This is a genomic window from Bacillus sp. SD088, assembly GCF_017355205.1.
Taxonomy (GTDB): Bacteria; Bacillota; Bacilli; order Bacillales; family Bacillaceae_C; genus Lederbergia.
Genome location: NZ_JADIJK010000001.1, coordinates 253,578 through 277,287 on the forward strand (window position 1 = coordinate 253,578; position 23,710 = coordinate 277,287).

14 protein-coding genes are annotated in these 23,710 nt (G+C 39.6%); all 14 read right to left on the reverse strand.

The genetic code is table 11. The features are described 5' to 3' along the window. Nucleotides 1–73: 73 nt before the first annotated feature. A complete protein-coding gene (locus IPU53_RS01030; protein WP_207446505.1) occupies nt 74–661 on the reverse strand; it encodes a CalY family protein in 588 nt (195 codons plus the stop codon). A gap of 72 nt (nt 662–733) precedes the next feature. Further along, nucleotides 734–1,288, reverse strand: coding sequence for a signal peptidase I SipW (sipW, locus tag IPU53_RS01035; protein WP_207446507.1), 555 nt, complete (start codon nt 1,286–1,288; stop codon nt 734–736). A 20-nt stretch (nt 1,289–1,308) separates the two neighbouring features. After that, entirely contained in the window at nt 1,309–1,911 is a 603-nt protein-coding gene (locus IPU53_RS01040) for a hypothetical protein (protein WP_207446510.1), read from the reverse strand. A gap of 37 nt (nt 1,912–1,948) precedes the next feature. Then, nucleotides 1,949–5,410 carry a polysaccharide lyase family 8 super-sandwich domain-containing protein gene (locus IPU53_RS01045; RefSeq protein WP_207446517.1) on the reverse strand — a complete coding sequence of 1,154 codons (3,462 nt, stop codon included), beginning with the start codon at nt 5,408–5,410 and terminating at the stop codon, nt 1,949–1,951. A gap of 90 nt (nt 5,411–5,500) precedes the next feature. Further along, entirely contained in the window at nt 5,501–8,992 is a 3,492-nt protein-coding gene (locus tag IPU53_RS01050; protein ID WP_207446527.1) for a M60 family metallopeptidase, read from the reverse strand. 110 nt (nt 8,993–9,102) lie between these two features. Continuing rightward, nucleotides 9,103–11,793, reverse strand: a complete 2,691-nt coding sequence (locus IPU53_RS01055; RefSeq protein WP_207446535.1) for a M60 family metallopeptidase — start codon at nt 11,791–11,793, stop codon at nt 9,103–9,105. Between the two features lie 630 nt (nt 11,794–12,423). Beyond that, a complete protein-coding gene (locus IPU53_RS01060; protein ID WP_207446537.1) occupies nt 12,424–13,383 on the reverse strand; it encodes an L-threonine 3-dehydrogenase in 960 nt (319 codons plus the stop codon). A 25-nt stretch (nt 13,384–13,408) separates the two neighbouring features. After that, nucleotides 13,409–14,599, reverse strand: a complete 1,191-nt coding sequence (locus IPU53_RS01065) for a glycine C-acetyltransferase (RefSeq protein WP_207446539.1) — start codon at nt 14,597–14,599, stop codon at nt 13,409–13,411. Nucleotides 14,600–14,815: 216 nt separating this feature from the next. Further along, nucleotides 14,816–16,192, reverse strand: coding sequence for an ABC transporter substrate-binding protein (locus tag IPU53_RS01070; RefSeq protein WP_207446543.1), 1,377 nt, complete (start codon nt 16,190–16,192; stop codon nt 14,816–14,818). Between the two features lie 130 nt (nt 16,193–16,322). Beyond that, on the reverse strand, nt 16,323–17,156 hold the full coding sequence (locus tag IPU53_RS01075; protein WP_278253223.1) for an extracellular solute-binding protein: 834 nt from the start codon (nt 17,154–17,156) through the stop codon (nt 16,323–16,325). Between the two features lie 120 nt (nt 17,157–17,276). Next, nucleotides 17,277–18,590: an ABC transporter substrate-binding protein gene (locus IPU53_RS01080; protein WP_207446551.1), complete on the reverse strand. Its 1,314-nt coding sequence runs from the start codon at nt 18,588–18,590 to the stop codon at nt 17,277–17,279. A gap of 743 nt (nt 18,591–19,333) precedes the next feature. Then, nucleotides 19,334–20,560, reverse strand: a complete 1,227-nt coding sequence (locus IPU53_RS01085) for an MFS transporter (RefSeq protein WP_207446553.1) — start codon at nt 20,558–20,560, stop codon at nt 19,334–19,336. A gap of 186 nt (nt 20,561–20,746) precedes the next feature. Continuing rightward, a complete protein-coding gene (locus IPU53_RS01090; protein ID WP_207446555.1) occupies nt 20,747–21,913 on the reverse strand; it encodes a Gfo/Idh/MocA family protein in 1,167 nt (388 codons plus the stop codon). Nucleotides 21,914–22,026: 113 nt separating this feature from the next. Next, nucleotides 22,027–23,676: a DUF4091 domain-containing protein gene (locus IPU53_RS01095; RefSeq protein WP_207446557.1), complete on the reverse strand. Its 1,650-nt coding sequence runs from the start codon at nt 23,674–23,676 to the stop codon at nt 22,027–22,029. Between the last annotated feature and the right edge of the window lie 34 nt (nt 23,677–23,710).

Here is a 23,710-nt window from a genome sequence, read left to right on the forward strand (position 1 = left end):
TCTCATATTTACAGATTACTAAAACGCCTGGCCCTCCTGTTGACTAGAGGAACCAGGCACTATATTTTTTACATTATCTTTGTTCACCCTCTGATTGCTGAGCATTGAATGTCCAAGTCAGATTAATAGAGTCCCCTTGGAATTGGTTTTGGTCTTCTCCATTATCTATAAAGTTGAATTTCACCACAAGATCATCAATATCACCAACAGGTAAGCCTTTCTCGCCCAATATTGGGTAAAAGACATGTTCATTCACAGCTTCAGGTTTCATATCTTTCAATTCGGCTAAAGTTGTTTCATAAATGACCTCGTCTAGCTTGTCCGCATTATACAAAAACTCAACCTGGATGTGTTCGCCAAAGTCTTCCGTATTATCGCCTTGTGCATCATCCACTGCATAGTCAGTTTCAAGCAAAACTTTTCCAATATCAAGTGTACCGTTATTTTGCAATTCGAAGTCACGAATGAAGGAGTCCCCAGGCTTCATCTCATCTACATTAATAATTTCCGTAGGAGCTACTGCAAGATCCAAAGTTCCCGCCGCAAATGTATTATTCGTCTCTACACTGTCGCTAAAATAAGCGTATGTGCCTCCCGCTAATAATGTAACCCCAAGTACTGCTGACATTAACCCCATACCTAACTGTTTTTTAATATCCATCTCCATTTTCCTCCCCTTGTTTATTTATATGAACATCCCCTAAATAAGGGATGTGCCTACCATTGAGCACTATTATTCTTCTAAAGATGGCTTTTTTACTGTTTCAATTGACTTAAGAGCACGCCAGATTGTGAAAAAGGCATGTCCTAGGAACAGGAGCCCCGGAATCATTAAGAGTAAAACCGCCCCTTGTTTTGTATTCATAAATTGCAAGGCATAACCAACATACGGAACGGTGAATCCTGAATATTTCCCTACCACATTTTGGGCCATTACCGGTTCGACATCCGGCGCGTTGTTCGCATCACCTTGGGTCAGATATTGTTCCCCATTATTTTCCATTTCGATGACTCTGTGGGTAATCAGGATGTTCTCGTTTGTGCGAAATGTAATTACATCGTTTTTTGCAAAATTTGTTGTATCTTCCGTTTGTTGAACCAAAATAATGGATCCTGTCTTTAATTCTGGCTCCATAGAACCAGATAACACCGCTTTCAATTGATAGCCAAACAGGCTTGGTTCTCCTCCGGCAGATCTAGAGGCGATGATGATAAAGACCATACTTATGAGTAGCACGATCAATAGAATACTCACAATTTGATTCAACCATTTGAGGATTTTTTTCATTCTTCCCCATCACTCCAATGCTATTTATTGTTGAGCTCCAATTCTAAATCCTCATTGTCTACCTCAGTATCCGATGTTGACTTCGAATCATTCGCCAGCGAATCTTCGCTGTTGGACGTGGAGTTCAAGTCCTCTGAATCGGGTTTTGACGTTGATTCGAGTTTTGACATCGAGTCGGTCGATGACGGGTTCGCTCCCTCATCGGAAGACTTCGGATCATTCGGCAGTGACTCCTGCTCCTCTATGTTTTCAAGATTAGTAGATTGATTGCTATCTTCACCGCTTTCAGACTCCGTCTCTTCATCAACACGATCACCTACAGAATTTGAATCAGCCTCTTTTTCATCTTCATCTAATTCCTTGTTCTCTTCCGTATATGAATCGTGACTGTCTACCTCTTTGCTTTCTTGTTCATGTTCTGTATCCTCTTGATCTGAAAATAACACATCAGCTGAGAGATTGCCTTCCATGTTCACAACATCATGAAAAGAGGCCTTCGTCAGAGTCGTAAGGAGCGAAACATTCAAAAAGAACAAATAAAGTAATGCGAGCAACTTTATAAAAAACCTCATTCCAGTTTTCTGACCATTTTGCTCCTTCCTTGTTATCTTTCCGTCCCTCATTCCTCTTCCTCCCTCCATCATGTCTTTGTGAATTTCTTTATTGCCATTCTGCTATTAAACGATTGGCATTTTTCTTAAGAAGATGATAGGCAGTTTCCGATAACTGCTTTTCTTCTTTATATTGATCGAGCAAAAGCTTAAAGCTGATCATATGTTTGACCACTTTGGCTGCTTTCTCTTGTTCTTCAAAATGACCCACGGCTGTTAAATGTTGCTTTAACGCATGAGGAACTTGATCATCTGCAAATTCCCCTTTCTCTGCCAATTGCTCAACTAAACGTTTTATACTGGGAGCACTTGCCTCAGGTTCTTGAATCGAGCTGACAATAAGCTGTGGCTTGTTTTCATCCCCTTCCCTTGAGGTAAAAGAAACATCGTTTTTCTGTGTATTTGGCCCCGGGTTCATGGCAAGGAAGGAGATAATCTCACCTACTTCATTTACCTTAAAATACTCTGTCAAATCAAATTCATACCATTCCTCTGCCTTTGTAACGGTAACACTAGATAGAAGTTCTGACTCCTCAGGAGCGTTATTCCATGTGATGCCGGACTCCTCCCATTGATGATCCGTTGCATAAAGGTTGATTGTCCTCTCTGGGTCACTATTGACGCCGTTTGCATATAGTCTCAAAACAACAGACTCAAGCTTATCACGCTCTATCTGACCCACATCGAATTTCAAATATGATTTGCGTCCATAGCCAGATACATCACTTTTGACAACTAATGAAGGAGCGCTTCCAAAATTTGTATTTGCAGACCCTCCACTTTGTACATAAGCATCTGCAAATGGAATATGAAACCCTTCCATTTCTTCAACTTTTACCGATAATTGTGCTCTTACATTGGAATCTCTAATGCTTTCTGCTGTTATAATCGCGGTTCCCTCTGATACTGCCGATACATATCCATTATCATTTACCGTAGCAATGGAGGGATCACTGCTTGACCATTTGATTTCTTTTACCCACGTATTTTCTGGTAATACTTGTGCATGAACCGCCACACCTAAGTTTTTAGAGTTAAGATGTAATTCATCCTGATCAAGAACAATTTCAGCAGGTAAAATCTCTTCAGGAAGCTTTCCAGCATTTTCATCAATTTTTAATTTCAGCGTATGTGTTTTCCCTATTGAACCAGATACATTTACGTCCACTTCCGTATATGTTTCCTGATCCGACACCTTGATCGTATCATCTTGACTGATAACCTCTCGGCTAACTTTGCCTAGATCCAGTTTGATTTTACTTTGGGTTTGTGTCGGATCTGATACCGATAAGGTTAATTCATCTCCCTTTTCCTGTACTATGACCGAAGCAGGCCCGTATGAACGGATAAAATCAACATTATGTGGAGTAGATTCGAAAAAGTTTGCTGCCAAAATACCTAGTTTGTCTTTTTTTACTGCATGCGCCTTCACACTGTTTTCAAGAATCGTAATATCCGAGTTTTTCGCATATTGCTTTGTTTCTTCTGAACTTTTTCCCGGAAGTAAGACATACTCATAATCAGCTCCATCAGGATTCACTCCATGATCAAAAGCTAGACTTAGATAATGTCGCGTTACCGGATCTTTGGAACCATCAACATTAATATCAGACCAAGAACCAGTTCTCGCCTCACGCAAAGCGGAAACTGTAGAATCTTCAGGAAAGAAATAACCAATGTCTGAATTGGCTACATTCCCTTGTAAATGAGCCCACTTGACTTGATCCATTGTTTCCTGCCATCCAGATTCTTTTGGTTTTGTTTCCCCATTTACAATCAAGCGATTCTCACCATTATCCTGCAACTGTCGATTTTCAATAATCGTTTCTGCCTTTCGGTCATCATTTCCCGTAATCCCCGAACCTACTGCAACAATCTCATCATCAAACATAAACCAGGATTTTTTACCTGTTAGCGTGCTATTCTCAAGATCAAACTCCATTCCCGCAGCTCCAAATACCCCATCCATGTTGGAACCGCCTACCCATGTCTTTGAGCTAAAATAAGGTGACCATGATTCAAGTGGACTTCCCTTTGCTCCGTCTGTCGTTGTTCCAGCGAGACGAAACATGTCAACTGTGGGCCAATAATCATTACTGTATTGTTTAAGATCGTTATTATACAAATAGGTCATTCCGTAACCCGTATGCCAACCTTTTGTATTTTCAGCTCCACTATGTGTCCCCATCTCCATACTGGAAATCCGCTTAGACGACATACTTACCCCAAATGCAAATTCCGGCCTGTGATGAACAGCCCGATCCATTGCCGCAAATATCTGATTCTGCGAAAATTCGCCGCGTGGTTCGATACTGCCATCGTTCATGAGGTTTTTAGCAAGGATGACATCATAAATATTAAGACCTTCGAAATAGTCACTAAAAGTTGTATCCGCTTGAATCCATTCCTTCGCCATGCTTTTTATTTCCATGGCTTGTTCAGGTGGAAGACCTTCCGATAAACGAAGGAGACTTAGCGTAATCGTTCGCCCTGTCGTATGATCGCTGGAATTTTGCCTGGAAATAGCCCGTCCCCTCACCATATCCATCATCGCCCCTTTATATATTAAAGGTGCAAAGGAATCCTTTGCCCAATGATAGACATTGCTAGCATTCGGATCGGTGACTTCCCACGGTGTTTCCCGTAAAAGGTACAACAGATTAGAAAGTCCATCTACTAATACGGAGCCATAGCTCCCTGTATAGGGGACATGATCATGTTGAATAAAAGAACCATCCTGATAAAACCCATCACCACTTGTTGTATACTTAAATTCTCGACTTAGCGCATCGCGAGCTTCAGCAATCTTATCACCATTTTTTCCAACGATTCCTCTAACACTTACAATCAGGGCTTTATCCGTCCGATTCGCTCCTGTTTCGATCACTCCTGGAAAACGAACCCGATCAGTGGAATTCGGTACAAAATTGTCAATCGCCTTGATATAGTCCGCCTGTTGCGATTCAGTCAGATCGTCATACATCAAGACCAACAAATCCTTCAATGCTGCAGGAGCGCCAATTTCCCAGTTCCACCAATTTCCATATTGAGACTGGTTTTCGTTGTAGCGGTTAGCATACATCCAATCTAACCCATTGATAATATCCTCACGAAGTTCCTTATTTTGATATAGTTCAGAACCTTTCATGACATAAGCGTAGGCCATATCCCTTAAACGATAATAATTGTTTGAGACATCGGCTGAATCACTCGCACTCGTTAAATCACTCCACAGGTGATTACGATCTTTGGAACGATTCAGCTTGTCCCAATAGCCTGTTTGCTGACCGTTTTTCACTTTTGAAACTAAATTCTCAACATATGCAGCTGTATGTGGATCATCCGGATTAAACTGATCATTTCCCGTCAAACGATTAAACCATTTCAATCGCATTTTCTCATAGCTTTGCGATTCTGCCTCTTCTCCTTCAGCAGCATAGATTTTGTCCCTTGGTAAAAACATACTTACAACCAACCCCACGGTCAGAATAAAGATAAATGCTTTTTTCAAATTCAGCACCCCATATCCCATTTTTCAAAAGTAAATTGGAACTCCCTGTGATAGAACCAGTTTGCTATCACAGGGTTCCAATTTAAAACCTTATTTCCATTTTTGAATTAAAGACTCGGAGTTGGACTTCAAAAGATCGTATGCATAGTCAGAAAGCAAATTATTTTCCTGCTGCTTATCTAGTAATTGTTTAAAGCTTTCCATATGCTTTACTACTTTTTTACCTTTCTCTTGATCTTCAAATTGATTCACAGCTGTTAAATGTAGATTTAAAGAGTGGGGAGCATCGGCATTTGAAAAATCTCCGGATTTCTCTAATTGTTTCACCAGCTCTTTTACACTTTTAGCACTCACTACGGGATCAGGTTCTTGATCCAATTTAACTATCAGTTCAGGGCTGTTTCCCTCTCCTTCTCTTGATGTAAAAGCAACATCATTCTTCTGTGAATGAGGTCCAGGATTCATAATAAGAAAAGAAGCGGTTTCATTTAATTCATTTGACTTAAAATACTCTGTCAAATCAAATTCATACCATTCTCCTTCTTCCGTAACACTGGTACTAGCTAATAGTTCCGAACCTTCAGGTGCGTTATTCCACGTGATGGATGACTCATTCCATTGATGATCCGTAATATAGACGTCGATTATTCTTTCTGGTTCACTATTGACAGATTCCGCATAGAGCCTTAGTACAGCAGATTCAACATGATCATGATCGATCTGATTCGTGTTGAATTTCAGATATGATCTCCGTGCAAATCCGGCTATATCACTTTTGACCGATAACAAAGGATCACTGCCAAAATTGGTATTAGCTGAACCCCCATCTTTGACATACGCATCAGCAATCGGGATGTTAAGCCCCTCCATATCTTCAACTGTTACCGTTATTTCCGCACTGACATTAGGATCCCTTACACTTTCCGCCGTTATGACTGCAGATCCTTCTGATATAGCCGAAACATATCCATTGTTGCTTACTGTTGCAACAGTTGAATCACTGCTTGTCCATTTGATATCTTTCACCGCGTTTTCAGGCAATACTTTTGCTTGAACTGTTGCTCCTAAATTAGTTCGATTAAGGTGCAATTCATCGAGATCAAGAATGATTTCAGTAGGTGCAACCTCTCCCGGATTCCAAGTTCTCAATGTCCAAATGTCGATCTCTGGTTCAGGTAGATTCATTTCCTCTACTCTTTGCTCCGCAACATCAGAATGACCAATTACCCATCTATCGAAAAATGCAAGCAGATTGCGGCCAGAATATTTTGATGCTGCCACGACAAATTCATCAATTTTCTCTTGATTCGTATTTGGTAATTGATCGTCAGCCATTTCACGATAATGAGTGTGTAAATCTGTAAACAGATCCCAGCCAAAAGCAAGCTGAAGTTGGCTAAATAAAACGAGTTGTTCATAGTGGCCATTATCGCCGTATTTCTTATCGGGATTTTCACTGTTTAAATAATCAAATGCGTGTTCAAAATAGTCCTTCCCGTCCGTTTTGGTAAGCAGCTCAGACGGATTTCCGAATTGTTCCTGTATATATAATGAATAGATATTGGTAAGGACTTCATTGGCATCTCCAAACAGCCATGGTCTTTGCTCGTATTCATGACCTAACTCATGCCAGAATCCCCAGGCTTTCGTTGTAAGATAGTCAACATCGACCAATTGTTCTGCAAGATTGTCTGTTAACATAATCGGATAACCCGCATGCATGGCTCCACCTTTAATTTGTCGATCTGTTACATAATAATAAGAAAGTTGATGTGCCTGATTCGGCATCGCTTTATCAGGAGATAGACCAGCTAACTCATCATAATGTAAAACAATTGAATCCCATGTCTTCATTAATTCTTCGGGATTTTCCAACTCCTTTATCACTTTCGAGGGAACCACTAGATTAATACGATCCGATTTTAATTCCGCAAATGGTGTAGACAAAGTCTTTCGCATCTGGTCCCATTCTTCCTTCGTCGTTTTCCCTAATTCGTAATAAGGAGCTTGGACAGCACCGCTTATCTTCACTTTTACTTGTGTATCTTCTTTCGGCTTCATCGGGATCAGATAGATCATGCCACCGTATGGACTACTGACCCGGTTAATACCTGGAGCAAGTTTTTTATGATGGACTACAAGTGGTGCTCTTTTCCATTCACCAAGTCCACTGAGATCATCATCATGTGAGCCAATTTGAACCGTTAGATTTTCCGTATCAGAAGGAACTTCTAACTCAACTATCGTTCCAGGGGCTGCATACAATCCAGTACTTATCCAATTTTTGTTTGGTAAGGCCCGAGTATACATTGTGTCCGGGAAATCAAAGTCAACCCCGATTTCCTTTCCATTAATAACCTTCGCATCCTCTGCAACTTTACCAGGAAAATCATCGGCGTAAAGCGACTTTGTATTATCTTCATCAAGCGTAAAATGACTAAATTGGAAATTGTACAAAGCATTTTTGTATGGATTCTCTTGCCTTTTCATCGGAAATGTTGCCGGCTCCAGTTCTTCCGATTCTTGGGCCGCCCACGTATACAGATCTGATTCAGAAGACAGGCTTTCTAATGCTTCAATCACCACATCTGACAATAATTTCTGTTTCTGATTATCATCTGCATCAGCAGCTCCTATTTCGATCTCATCAAGCGTGATGCTGCCATTTTCTAATGCTTGTGCTTCATGAAGTCGGTTGAGCAAGTGGTGATTATAAGCCTTGTCCTCTGTCATGACTGTAGGCGTATTATAAGCAGATACCCCTGAATTTAATAAAGATAGACCCACTTGGTTCAATAATTTTTGAACAGCAAAATGTTCGCCTAATCTTGCTCCCCTATAATTTCCAACAAGTAATCTTCTTTCAAGCGGAGTATCTCTCGTGATCCCTACTAAAGAACTTCCATTTTCAATTACAACGGCCGCTCCCCCATTTTCAATATATTGATTTAGAGAAGAGATATCCTCTTCCATCATGGAACCATCAATAAGGGCAACCGTCTCATTCTCGGGATCCAAACTTGCTGAAGTCCAATTATCTACCTTTATTACCTCTATCGGCAGAGCTGAGTTCACTGAAAAATTAGTTAAAGTTGTTACTAACCTAATCTTCTTATCTCCTGAACGAAGAGCCTCCTCATAGCGATTCGTGTAACCCTCTCCACCTCCATTGTTCGAGCCCCCTTCATCCGTTAGCCACAACAGAATATTTCGAGCAAAAATTCCGTTGTCATTTTCATGAGGCTGGGATAGATCAAAATACCGATTACTTCCAGTAACAACTACACGACCTTTACCGTAGCGAGCGGCCGCAACCGCCGAAATGGCTTCTGGGGATAAGACTGGGAAAGTTTCTGTTCCAATCGCAGCCACCCCACCGCCTGAATAAACGGGCATTCCTTGTAAATCCTGATAAAACATCGCTAAATCTCCTTGTAGATTTTCTGTTAGTTTGATAGGAGAATCCGAAGTAGAATTTACTTTTTTTGTTACATGTTCCCGCTTTTCTGCACTGACAGAAAATGCAACGGAACTGATTATTAGGAAAACAAGACAAACTTGTGTAATTCTTTTTACAACCATTCCTCTTCTCCTTTTAAATAACTTTTTATTCAGAAAATCCCCATCTCAAGACTACGGGACTCCATATAAGTTTAAGTGTGAGATGAAGCCCCGCTGATAGAAGCCTTAAGTTATTGCCATTTTTTAATCAAGGAATTCGCATTGCTTTTTAAAATGTTATAAGCATATTCGGGAATAACTTCTTTTTCCTTTTGGTCATCCAATAGCTGCTTAAAGCCATCCATATGTTTGACTACCTTTTCTGACTCACCCTTGTCTTCGAAATGCTCCACAGATTTTAGATGAACGGATAATGGATGGTACACTCTTTCAGGCAAGTTTGCTTGATAGGAATCAAGTGTGTCCAGAAGTAGTGAGGCCGAAGCATCTTCAACATTCGATTCTCGTAATTCCCAAATCGCTACTTCAGGATCCGGTAAATCCAAGGCATCTACTTTTGCTTGCCCATTATCCGTAATACTCCAACCCCATCTTTGGAAAAGGGAAACCAAGTTGTAACCTGATTGCTTCGATGCCATATAAAGAAGCAGATCTTTCTTCTCCTGATCTGTTGATGGCAGTTCCTTTTCATCCATTTCACGATAAGCAATATGCAGATCTGTATAGAAATCCCAGCCAAAGGCAAGCTGAAGTTGCTTAAAGAAAACAAGTTGATCCATCAGTTCGAGATCTGTGTATTTTTTAGTTGTGGAAGGATCAGCAACAAATTCCAAGGCACGATCGTAATGAGATTTCCCATCATCACTCTTCTCAATCAATCTTTGTACATCGGTAAACTTCTCTTGAATATAAAGGGTATAAATATTAACAGAGACTTCAGTAAGGTCTCCCCATTTCCAGGCATTTTGTTGATACTCATGACCCATTTCATGCCAGAATCCCCATCCCCGTTCCAAGGCTAGCTCAGGGTCCACTACGTGAGAGGCGGCTGGATCAATCGGAATCATAATTGGATATCCAGCATGCATATATCCAGCACTGATTTGTACATCTGCAACATAACGATGTGGCCTGTCCAATCCTTTATGTGGTAACGGCAATGCTGGATCAATCCCAACAAATTCATCATAACTTGCCGTTACTTGATCCCAATGCTCAATTATTTCTGTAGGGTTTTCCAATTCCAGCAGCGTTTCTTTAGGTAATGTAAAAATTACGTGTTCTCCAATTAGTTCTCCCCATGGAGCTGGATTATTCTTAACTGTACGATGCCATTCCTCATTTGTCGTTTCCCCCTTAACAAAGGTTGGAGTGGAAACAGCACCGCTAATTTCGATTGGGGCTGTAAATCCTGACTTGGCTGTTTTCGGAATGAGATAAATTAATCCACCGTAAGGACTTTTAATCTGATTTCCCCCTGGCTCAAGCTTCTGTTGCAAAGCAACGATTGGCATCCGGCTCCATGTTGGTTTTCCAGTTAAAACATCGGTATGTGAACCAACTTGGACATACAAATCTTCGACTCCTTCCGGTACGTCAATCGTGATGATTTCCCCAGCTGGGGCATAGAGCTCTGTACTCATCCAAGTACCTGGTGGATAACCCATCCGTAAATAACTTAAATCAGCATAATCAAAATCAACGACAACTTCTTTATTGTCAATTATATCTGCATCTTGAGATACAGCTCCAGGGAAGTGATTAGCATAAGGTGATTTTTCCCCATTAACATCCAAAGAAGCAGCACTGACCTGATAGGCCAATAGCGAACTAGAATAGGGATAATCACTTTTTACAAATGGCCATCTGACCTCAAATTCTGTTAAGTCATTTTTCATCTGTTCAAGAAGAGGATGTTCCTCTATCAAACTACCAATTGTTGCACTCACAACTTGAGCAATAATCTCCTTCTTTTTATCGGGGCTTGCTTCATCCGAACCAATATTAAGGGTGCTAGGATCTATGGTTCCCTCTTCAATCGCTTTTGCATTCTTAATAAGAGTTGGGACAAAATAATTTTGGATTTTTTCTATTTTCATTTGTGGATAAGTCTCTGTCTTAGTGGTCGCAATAATATTTGTGAGAGAAAGACCTACTTCATTTAGAAATGTTTGTATGCCATAATCTGTAAGTCTGGGGGTGCTATTTTCCTTTGCCATCCATTCTTTAGGATGTCCTTCCATCACCCAACCCTTTTCTCCAAAGATGACGGCTCCACCTTCCTTAACATAGTGTAGCAAAGCCTGGACTTCTTCGTCCGAGAGAGGTTGATGAAAGTTATTAACGAAAGCAACTTGATGTTCCAATGGATCAAGGTCTACCGATAGAAAATCTGCCACATATTCCATCTGAATGGGTAAATCCTCATTCACGGGTATCTCTCGATTCGTCACCATCGTGATTTCTTCCTCTCCCTTTAAAGCTTGGGCATAGGTTGAATATGTGGGGTTTTCATGATCAATATCTGTAACCCATTTCAAAATATTGCTTAATACCTTCGTATTAATCTCATCAGAGGCTGAAAAATCAAAGTATTCACTCAAACCTGCGGCTACTACTTTTCCCTGCCCATATCTTGCCGCTCCAACAAAAGGAACAGAATCTGGATTAACAGCAACAACAAAAGCACTCTTACCGATCGCACTGATTCCACCTGAATGTGAACTCGAATAAACAGGAAAGCCATCCAAACCATCATAAAATATGTCAAGATCCTTTTGGAGCTCTTCTAACTCAGTTACTGATATCGAACCTTTTTTCGCGGATGTTTGAGTAGAGGCATTCGCATCTAACATCACGAGTGGGGATATACACCCGACTAAACTCCCAGCTAAAATCATGTTCATCCATTTTTTCCTCAAAAAAACCCCTCCAATGATTATAAGAAAAGCGCAAGCGCCTTGCTCAGCCCCGACAAGCAAATGTTCTGAGCCAATAAAAGTCCGGTTTTGACTTTTATTGGCTCAGGTTATTTGACCTCGAGGGGCTAGGCGCTGGAGCTAGATCAAAACACTAGCCAAAATTTTATACTTTCTTATCTTATAAGAAAAGCGCAAGCCGCCCGCCTATCGGCGACAAGCAAATGTTCTGAGACAGAGAAAGGCGTTCTTTGCCTTTCATTGGCTCAGGTTATTTGACCTAGAGCCGATGGCGCCTGGAGCTGGACAACAACTGCCCAGCCTTAAAGCAATTTTAAGACTTTCTTATCTTATAAAAATAAACATGATGTCATAACCTGAGAAGCAATAATGATGATTCACTTTGACTCACATGACGTTGTGATGTCATTACCAGATAAAATAATATCCTTACACACTCCTCCTTTTCATGTTTGTAAAACGCTTACATAAAATATATTTTAATATTTGTGTGATTGCAATCCCATTAGGGTAAAACAGGAGTAAATAACTATGAATACTAGTGCTTTTGTGCAAAATGACCTAAAGGCTATTTGTTTCTACTTTCATCAAATAGCCTTCAGCTTAATCTATCTATTTTGCTCTTGCTTTTGTGCCACGAAGTTTCTCTAGCATATCAGCTGTCATACTCTCCAAATTATATTTTGCAGAAAAACCCCATTCTTCGCGTGCAATGGAATCATCAACAGAGTTCGGCCAACTCTCAGCAATTGCCTGCCGGATCGCCTCTACCTTGTAGTCCAGAACAAATGTAGGGATATGTTTACGAATCTCTGTCGCAATCGACTCTGGATCAAGGCTCATCGCTGTAATATTATAGGCATTGCGATGTTTTAATTTTTCTGGATTCGCCTCCATTAACTGGACAACCCCTTGGAGAGCATCAGGCATATACATCATATCCATATAAGTCCCTTTTGCAATAAATGACTCGTATCTTCCTTTCGCAATGGCCGCATGATAAATGTCCACTGCATAATCAGTTGTGCCGCCCCCGGGAGGTGCCATAAAAGAGATCAGTCCAGGAAAACGGACACCTCGCGTATCCACTCCATACTTCGTATGATAATAATCACATAATAGTTCTCCTGCCACTTTGTTCACTCCATACATCGTTCCAGGGCGTTGAATGGTAATCTGTGGAGTCCGTTCTTTTGGAGTCGAGGAACCAAAAGCGCCGATAGAGCTTGGTATAAATAATTGAATATCCAGTTCTCTTGCTGTTTCAAGCGCATTTAGTAAGCCGTTCATATTTAAATGCCATGCGGCAAGTGGCTTTTGCTCCGCAACGGCCGATAACATAGCAGCTAGATGGATGATAACATCTACCTTTTCACGTTTTGCTATTTGCAACATTTTTTCTCCATCGGTAACATCTAAGATCGCAAATGGTCCTGAGTTTGTCGCTATATTTGTTTCACTGCTACGAATATCGGTCGCAATTACATTATTTTTTCCGTAAAGATTTCTTAAGAAAATGACTAACTCAGTTCCGATTTGACCAAGTGCACCGGTAACTAAAATTTTTTTCATGCAAGCTTCCCCCTGAGCAGTTCGTTTAGATGATACCCATTTCCTTTCCAACCTGCTTATAAATCGCAATTGCCTGATCAAGCATTTCCTTTGTGTGAGCTGCTGTTGGCATATTTCGAACGCGGCCTGTTCCTTTTGGAACGGTAGGAAAAACAATTGATTTCGCATATACCCCTTCTTCGAAAAGTCTTTTACTGAATTGCTGAGTCCTTTTTTCATCCCCAATCACACAAGGAGTAATAGGTGTTTCACTATGCCCAATATCAAAGCCTAAATCCTTCAGTCCCTTTTTCAAATAATCGCCGTTTGCCCACAGCCGTTCATTTAACTCTTTGCTATCCATTAATACCTCAATCGCCTTTGTAGCAGCAACAGCATCTGCAGGGGTAACAGCTGTAGAAAACAAGAAAGGACGTGAACGGACCTTTAACCAATCAATCAATTCTTTTTTTCCAGCTACATAGCCACCGACTACCCCAATCGCTTTGGAAAGTGTACCCATTTGAAAATCGACCTGTTCTTGTAAGCCAAAATGCTTAACAGTTCCAGCTCCAGCTCCAAGTACACCTGATCCATGGGCATCATCAACATAGGTAATAAGATCATATTCTTCCGCAATCTCCACAATCTCTGGTAGTTTGGCAATATCTCCGTCCATAGAAAAGACCCCGTCAGTAATAACCATGATCTTATTATATTGACCAGATTCCTTTGCTTCTCTTGCCTTTTGACGTAAATCATCCATATCTGAATGGTTTACTCGAATAATTTTTGCCTTTGATAAGCGGCATCCATCAATAATGGAAGCGTGATTTAATTCATCAGATAATATCGCATCATGCTTATCCATTACTGCTGAAATCGCTGCCATATTACAGTTAAATCCAGATTGATACGCAATCGCTGCTTCTGTTCCTTTAAATGCAGCTAATCTTTCCTCCAGCTTCGTATGAATCGTTAAAGTTCCATTAATGGTCCGAACAGCCCCTGCGCCTACACCCCACTCATTAATCGCTTCAATCGCTACTTCCTTTAAACGTTCATCTGTAGCAAGCCCTAAATAGTTATTAGAGGACAAATTGATTAACTTTTTACCATTAAGTTGGATTATCGGTCCATTCGGACTTTCGACAACATCGATTTCGTTATAGAGACCTTGTTCATGCAATTCTTCCAAATTCTTTGTTAAAAATTGATTTAGGTTCTGACTCGTCATGCTAATCCCTCCTATTGTTCATTATTTATTTCTCTTCCACCCTACTAAAAATACATGTGTTCTCTCCAAAAACACAATTATCACTACTTAATATTGTCTTATACACATAATATACCACTTAATAAAAAAATGTCCATACATAAAGGACATGTTCAACAAAAAAAAGAAGGATCCAAAATCTCCTTCGTTCAATAAACTAACTGTCTATTTTTATGTTTATTGTTGGGCTTTTGCATCTTTTATTCGATTTTCAGTTTCTTCCTGAAGTTCTCGTAAAAAGGTATTGACATCTTTATCTGATGTTAAAAACTCATTCAATTGTTCACTTAAAACTGTCTTCGCAATTTCTTCATATTTAGACCGGCCATCTGGCGCTGGGGGTGCAGGATATTTATATAGGGATTCCATGTTTTGGTCTGCTAATAAAGGATTACGAAGATCTTCAGACATCGAGAAAAATTGTTCATCCGTATAGACTGATTCCTCTGGATAACGTATCTTATGGGCCACCTGTTCATCGCTTAATAAAAATTCAATCACTTTAAAAGCCTGTTCTTTGTGTTCACTTGCTGAAGTGACTCCTACCCAATAACCGTCCGAAAATGCGGATACATCGCCTTGATCCTTCCATTTGGGAAATGTGGCAATATCCCAATTCATTCCCTGTTCCTGTGCTTCGAGTAGTCCTGTCCAATCTAGTCCAAGGAAATACATTGGAACCATGGCTAATGTTTGTTCTGCAATAAATTGATCAATCGCATCATCTCCATGAAGCGGATCCCCTTCTTGGAATTCATTTACTTTTTTATAAGTTTCTAAAATATCTTTTATCTCTGGAATGGTGCTGAATTGTGGTTCATCTGTATCAGGATTCACCAATGTAATACCTAAAGGCGGAAATAAATAGCGATCCGCAGACGGCATTACCATTCCAGTATAATAAGTACCATTTCTTTCTCCTGTTACTTTAGCAGCAAGCTCAATTATCTCATCATAAGTCATATCATCAGTTGGATAATCGACACTGAATAAATCAAAAATATCTTTATTATAGTGCAAGGCAGCCTTATTGTGCATATAAGGAATTCCCCACAGTTCCTCTTTACTCTCTGAAAAAGCGCGGATTTGATCAAGGAAATTTTGATCAAAACGATCAATATTTTCAAAACCGTATTTTTCAATCAACTCCGTCATATCATACGCAAGCTCAACATCCTTTATAACAGGAATGTAACGAAAGTCAGGTCCCATTACAATATCAGGAATATTATTGCTCGCAAATTCCTCTTCAAAACTACTTTTATAAGGCATTATTGGGATAAGTTCCAATGTCACATTTGGAAATGCTTCCTCAACAGGCTCTTTAATAGCCTCGTTGAATACATCTTCTCCACGCCAATCATTGATTTTTAAGGTAATCGGTTGATCCATATCAATTTCAGGAACTTCTTCCGCCACTGTATCATTATTCATATTTGGTTCAGATGCATCCGCAGATCCATTCCCTTCTTTACTGCAAGCCGTACCGAAGATCAATATGACTAAAAGACTGAACATCCAAAATTTTTTTATACGAAAACGATCGATTCTCACTTTACAAATCCCCCCCTGTTTTTTGGAATAACTTTTTTACCTAACCTGTTATTTGTTGAAATAGATCTCAGCATGTCGGCTATAACCCTCTTTATCTGGCAGTTTTAATAACCTATTGAAATCCACCTTTTTAATTCGTAGCCATTGCTTCTTTTATCTTCGAGACTGATTCTTCTTCTAACTTCCTTAAAGCGGTTACAACATCTTCCCCTTCCTTAATCGCTTCTTCTGCACTAACAAGATCAACATAGTCATCCCAACGACTTACACGCCCTTCAGGAGTCTCACGTTCTAATACATAATAAGCGTCTAGGTTCTTTCCTTTATATATTTCAACCTCTGCAGCATATTGTTTGTGCAACTCAGGGTCAGCTACAGGTGGAACAGTTCCTCCCGAACGAACCTGAGAAAGAAGAATATTCGGAGTAAAGTAAGCCTTTATCACTTCAAGCGCCATTTCTTTATTTTCACTATAGTTTGTAATAATCATTGGTGTAGTCCCAGCGATCGGACCGATTGTTGGCTGATCTGCCCACACAGGAAATGGCACTAAATCAATTGGCTTTGGATCGTCTCCTGCAAGCCAAGTCAAGCCTGTATTTGTAGCGATTGTCATGGCAGCTCGCTTTTCAGGGAAAGTATTGGCAAGATCTTCCTCTTCTTTAATTCCAGGAATATTATAAAATTCCTCAATCAAATCAAAATACTTCTTATAGGCATCATTTTTGTTAATTAACACTTCACCAGTATCGGGATCTGTAGCCGTCGGGGCGAATTGATTTAAAGCAAAGGAACTCATCCCTGCTAGACCGATATATTGAGTACCGTCTTGCTCCTTCGTCATTTTCCTAGCCAAATCCATTACTTCTCGCCATGTCATCGGTATCAGTGGATCAGGATAATCCTCTCCAAATAAATCAATAACATCCTTATGATAAACAGTTGGGAATTTTAAAAAATCCAGATAATTCTTTTAACATTTTTCCTCACTTAAGACAGAAGCAATATGGTAGTTAAATATAGAAAATTATGATTCTCTTTTTTACTTAACATGATGTCACTACCACATAAGTTATAAAATAGTTTATTGTTCCGCCATTGCGCTTTTAATTTTTCCTTCCGACTCTTCCGCTAATTCTCTTAAAACTGTTACAACATCAACTTTATCTTCCCTAATCTTTCGTTCTGCTTCGTCAATGTCAACATAATCATCCCAATTGCTTTGCCTACCTTCATATTGAGCCGCTTCACCAAAAAAGTATGCTTCGATATTTTTCCCTTCATATGTAGGGACATCCGAACCATAATATTTGAGCACTTCGGGATCTACTAAAGGCGTTTGTAACATCATTGTTTTAGCCATTCCGATTTGAATTTCGGAGTCTAAATAGGTTGTCAACACTTGAAAGGCTTCTTCTTTATGTTCACTATAATCGGCGATGACCATTGGCCATGCATTTTTTGCAGGTGTTGTATTAGGTTGATCTTCCCATACTGGGACTGGTGCCAAATCAATATTTTTAATCATCTCCGGATCTGGATTCCCCCATCCCCAGGCAAAATAGTTGTTTGTTCCGATATACATCGCCGCTGTCCTCTCTTCAACAAATGGGTTGTCAGATAGATCAGGACTATCTATGTCAGGAATGTTGTAATAGGCTTCTATTAAATCAAAATACTTCTTAAACGCCGGGTCATTTTCTACTAAAACTTCTCCTGTATCAGGGTTGGTACTTCGGGCAGCTAGTTCACCCAGTGCACCTGAAGGCCCTTCTTGAAGACCAATATATTGATCGCCACCCAATTCTCTTGTCATTTCTTTGGCTAATTCCATCAGCTCATTCCAAGTCATCGGAATATCAGGATCCGGGTATTCCTTTCCAAATTTATCGAAAACATCTTTATTGTAGTAAAGTCCATAAAATGACGTTCCATCGGGGAAACCTACCATTCTGCCTTCATCATCCAATGAACGCATAAAAGAAACTAACGAGGGATCGAGAGCATCCAAATCAAAATTATGTTGTTCAATTAGGTCATCGAGTGGATAACCGATGTCAAGCTCTTTGATGGGTGGATAATCACCAATAATAATGTCGGGACTCTGTTTTTTCGAAAAAAATTCTTGTAAAGATTCTGCTGAATTTCCATAAGGAACGTACTCGAGTTTAATATTTTCCAACTTTTTATCAACTTCGCCAAATCTTCCATCAAAGTATTCTTCACTTAACGGTATCGCTACTCTTATGGTTACTTCCTCAACTTTTTCAATATCATCGTTGTCATCCCCCTTTTTGCTTGTGCCTGCAACTCTTTTTGCATCATTCGAACATGCCGTGAATATCAATAATAAACTAATTACAGTGACAAACAAGATGGTATAATTTTTCTTCCTCATTGTTCTATCCCCCATACATCACCAGTTTATTTTCTAGCTTGGTATAACGATAATGATCGGTTATGCTTCTTTTAAAAGCTTCCCTTTATACTAAGCATGACCTCATGACCAGTTGATCGACTCTTTTCCCTATCCCCTTCCTTTAAAATAAGATCTGATACCATTTTCTCAAATCAATATTTTGTAAGCGCTTCATAACAATTACGATAAACAGCCCATCAAATTTCACTGATACCAATACTGAGGCCATAATATCTGGAATCATCAGCAATCGAAGCTATTCTTGCAGTCCTTCACTTGTACTATTTGTAGAATGAAAGACTTTTCTATTTTGGCAGACCCTTCTGTTCATCACTTGCACTGCGGAGAAACGCCATATTTTAGTTAGAAATGAGATGCTTTGTGACTAAGAAATAAATACAATAATAAACCTTATGCTATATTATGGGTAATTGAAGGGTGAAACGTTCTGCTTTCTAGTTTTCTCGCAACATTTAAGGCTACAATTATCCTATGGAACTCAACATGATGTCATGACCACATAATCCGAAAAAATTTTCTCCCATTGCATCCCCCTTTTTAGTAGAGTTGTTTCCTTAATAATCTTACATTAAGGTTATACAGCGCTTACATTTTTAAAAATACTGAAAACTTAGCTGCTATTACACTATAACCGCTCCTTTTCATTTATGTCAATAGGTAAAATGAAAAGGAGCGGTTATAGTGTTTAGTTAAATAGGCAATTAGAACGTTTCCGCCACCTTCGACCTTTTTTGATAACGGAGTGTTATAACCCAATAAATAAAGGTGACTAATAATAACAGACTGGTAATCCAATACAGCCATTTAATTCCAATAAAATCCAGCACGAAAAAACTAATTAATGGTCCTAAGGCAGAACCAAGATCCACAACCAATGTATAGTGAGTCATCATTTTAACGGAAGCTGGGCCGTTCGCTGCGTCTGCTGCGAGAGAATCACTTGTTGTAATAAAAATAGTTGCCACTAATTGGAAAGCAAAGATTAGGATTAAAAAAAGCGGGAACGGCATTGATAGCGGTATAAATACAAAGAGAATTGCGCCTAAGATATAAGCGAATAAAAGCATAGGTATGCGCCCCATTTTTCCGTCTGACAATCTTCCGATTAAAGGGGCAGTAAAGGGATCTGTTCCCAATTTAACGGATTGGACAATTCCGGCAACTGCTGCTGCTCCTAAAGAAAAGCCTAAAATGATAAAGTTCTGATTCATTTGATATTCCATTAGTTTGCTAATCGTTGAAAAGAATATGCCGTAAACAATCAAAGCAACTAGCAACCCATTAAATAATATTTTTAGTTGCTGTTTATTTTTTAGAATCGACACTTTTCCATCTGTGGGACGCTTAGTATCTACTTCACTTAAACTATTTGGAACAAATCGAACTGCAAAGGGTAGAGTCAAGACGCCCAGTATAGCAAAAACTGTCGTAATCCATTTGATACCAATCAAGTCGGCGAATAGACCACCAATTAACATGCCAATAAGTGTCCCCAATCCCCAAAGTCCATTGTAAAGACCGATTAATTGTCCTCTCGTTTGTCGATTGCTCGAGGAAAGAACGGTTAAATAGCCGCCTAAACGGAGTAGAGACCAAGAAATCCCCCAAAGGATTCGCATAATTAGTAAAAGCCAAAAACCTTTAAGGGTCCCATATGAATAGGTTGATATAATCGCCAGAACTACTGCGATCAGTACCCCAGTCCTTTTGCTAATTCTTTGGTAACACCAGCCCACAACGGAATTAATCGGTATCCGAATAATCCGATTAATAGATAAAATAATTCCTACCTGCCATAATGCGGTTAACCCAAAAAACTCCCAATAAATGGGCATAACAATTAACAACATTTCATTTCCAAGAATACTAATCGCCGTAATGATTGCGATAATAATGACAGGACTCTTATTCACGGCTTTTTCATGCATAGTTGGTTTATCTCTCCCCAGATTGAATGAATACAGAGTATTTTAACGGTTAGCTCTGGATTGCACAAGCTATTTTATAAAAAAAGGGAGGCTCTTCTTAGCAATCAAGAGTGATCACTTTTGTCACACGCATAGTAACAAAGCAACTAGTGGAGGGTATAATACACCTCCACTAAAAGTCTACCGTTATTTACTTTCCTCTAATAACTCGTTAATAACAGGGCTCTTTGTAATTTCCATAACCTTTCCACCTGAACGAATTGATTCCGTTGCCGCGCAGCCTACCGCCACGCTCATTCTTCCTGCAACAGGAGAGGTTAATGGTTGTTGATCGTGTAAAACTAAATTGATGAAGTCTTTGGTAATTTTAGGGTCTGCCCCGCCATGACTGCCTTGCTCTTTTTTAATGTCATAGGTTTGGTCACTAAGTTCATTCCAAGAATTTGATTTTCTTGTTTTTACATAGACTTTTCCTTCTAATTCGGAGTTTTCCATTCTCCCTTTTGTGCCAATAAAGACATAGTTTCGTTGATAATCAGGAGTAAAATGACACTGTAAATACGAAGCCTTAATGCCGCCTTCTAACTCCATGATTAACATATTATTATCTTCTACATCAATTTCCTCACGGAAAGCACATTCCGTCAATGTATGGGGACTATACTCTGTACAAGTGTCCTTGATATCACATTCTGGACATGTAAGTGTATTTGGCTTATCTCCCCCAAAGAAATCTAGGCTGCCGAAAGCTGAAACTCTCTTTGTATATTTTCCTGTAATCCAATGAATCACATCCAAATCATGAGAGCCTTTTTGCAAGAGCAAAGAGGTCGTATTTCGGCTCAAACCGTGCCAATCATGATAGTAGAAATAACCGCCAAACCCAACAAAATGACGTACCCACACCGCTTTAATATCACCGATCACCCCGGAGTCGACAATGCCTTTCATTGTTTGAAACATGCTCATATAACGCATATTAAAGCCAACCATCAAATGTTTTCCTGTTTCATTGGCTGTTTCAATAATCCGGTCACAGCCTTCCACTGTAATCGCCAGCGGCTTTTCGCAATACACATGCTTGCCTGCTTTCAAGGCGGCGACAGCATGCTCTTCATGTAAGAAGTCAGGCGATAAAACGGCGACAGCATCAATATCCTCTTGCTTAAGTAATTCTCGGTAGTCCGTCGTTACAAATGCATCCGGATTAATTTCTTGCTTGAACTTTTCCAATCTCTCTTCTGACACATCAGCTGCTGCTACAACAATTGATTCTCCATTAGGGTCGTGCCAATTTTTGGCAATTCCACTTCTTAACCCCGCTCCAATGATTCCCATTCTTACCTGTTTCATACCTTTCACTCCTCTTTTTTAAAAAAATTGCACTTAAAACTATATGAAAACTTCCTGCTTGGAAGCAGTTCACAAATATATTACGCCCAGATAGGCAGCCGCCACGCCACTGCTTAGCTTCCATTTTCCACTCGATTTAAGGCTTTTCCAATTGATTGATTCACTTCTTCACGTAAATCAAATAGATAGCTAGACTCTTGTGGATATTTTTTAAAACTAATTTCACCTTGCTTCTCTATTTTACGAAGAACTTCTTCTTTTCCTTCTAATTCTGCAAGCCACTTGAACGCTCGTAAGTCCTGCAAAGCTTGATAAAATACTCTTAAACGAATTGAAGGATACGCCTCCCCATTTTCTCCCGGATACACAAGAAAGGCATCACCTGAAGGAAATCCTTTTCCCGCATCCGTCACTTCATAAGGATTAATGGCCTTTTTAGAAAATTGACTATTATAGAAGTTATATCCCCATTGCAAAAATCCTTCGATATCATATTTAAATAATTGTGTCGCGATAATACGATTTCGTGCAGATGGCATGGCCATAAATCGGTTACTTACATCGATATTTTGCGAACAACAATAATACGTCCACAGTCCCGGAACCTGATGCTCTATAAAAGGCTCGATATGATTAGAGGCGACAACAGGCTTAGCGACAACGCCTTGCTCATAAAATTGATAATTACTTAAAGCATCAATCATATGGAAATCTTTCAAATAAGGTGCAACAATCTCTTTGGCCTTTGCATACATAGGAAGATGGGCTTCTCCTGGCTCATCTGAGATATGGAAATAGACTTTATCCTGTTGCCAATTCTCTTGTAAAAATGATGTTAGTTCTGGTAAAAAGGCATGGAGGAACTCCCGATATTCTTCACTATCAGCTTTCACATGCCAACCGAACTTTTTCGTTAATGCCCCATTTTCCTTTACGACAATCTTTGGTGTAAATTCGGCGCCCCATTGTGTAAAGAGATGAGCGATTTCCAGATACTCAATTTGATGGCGTTCACATATTTCTATCCATCTTTTTAATAAAGAAAAATTAAATGTATATGTTCCATTTTCATACTCCATTTGCACTAATTGAATCGTTGTTCTTTCTCCCCCTACTTCTGTATCTAACGGGGGTGTAAAGATAGGAGTTAGGATCATATTGGTACCATTTTCTCCAGCAGTTTGAATAAACTTCTCGATCGCTTCCCAATGCTTCTCAGAGAAAACGTCTACCTGATAATAATCAGCCAAGCAGTCCGCATGAAACCATTCCGTGTGGATCAACGTTTGCTTTGGAAGTTCATAAGGATAAATAAATATATCCACCTCTTCTTCATAAAGCAAGTCTGTTCCGTCTAACACCTTGAGCTTGACTGCTTGATTTCCCGAAGTTTGCTGTTCTGGCTGAATATCAACCCATATCGCATTCCAACCATCTGTCTCTAAGTCTATTTGATTGTCTATAATCGGCTCTAGCAGGTCAGGATATAACCCTGGTTCTATTGATAAATAATTGTCATCATGTCGATCCGGATAGGCTGGTAGTTCAGAAGGTACCTTTTTCACCTGACTAAGCGTTATATCCACTCCGCCAGCTTCTACTTGGAGTTGAACCACTTTGGCTTCTGCTCCCTCATATTGGTAGGCTATTTGAAAAGAATATTGCTCCCTTTGAAAAAGGCTGATTCTTTTTTTCTCCCACACTCGTGGTTGTTTTTTTGGAAAAACCTTTTCCAATGAATCTGTCAATTGAAATTGCAACATCTGTTTTTTTCCCCCTATACTTGAACTTATTTTG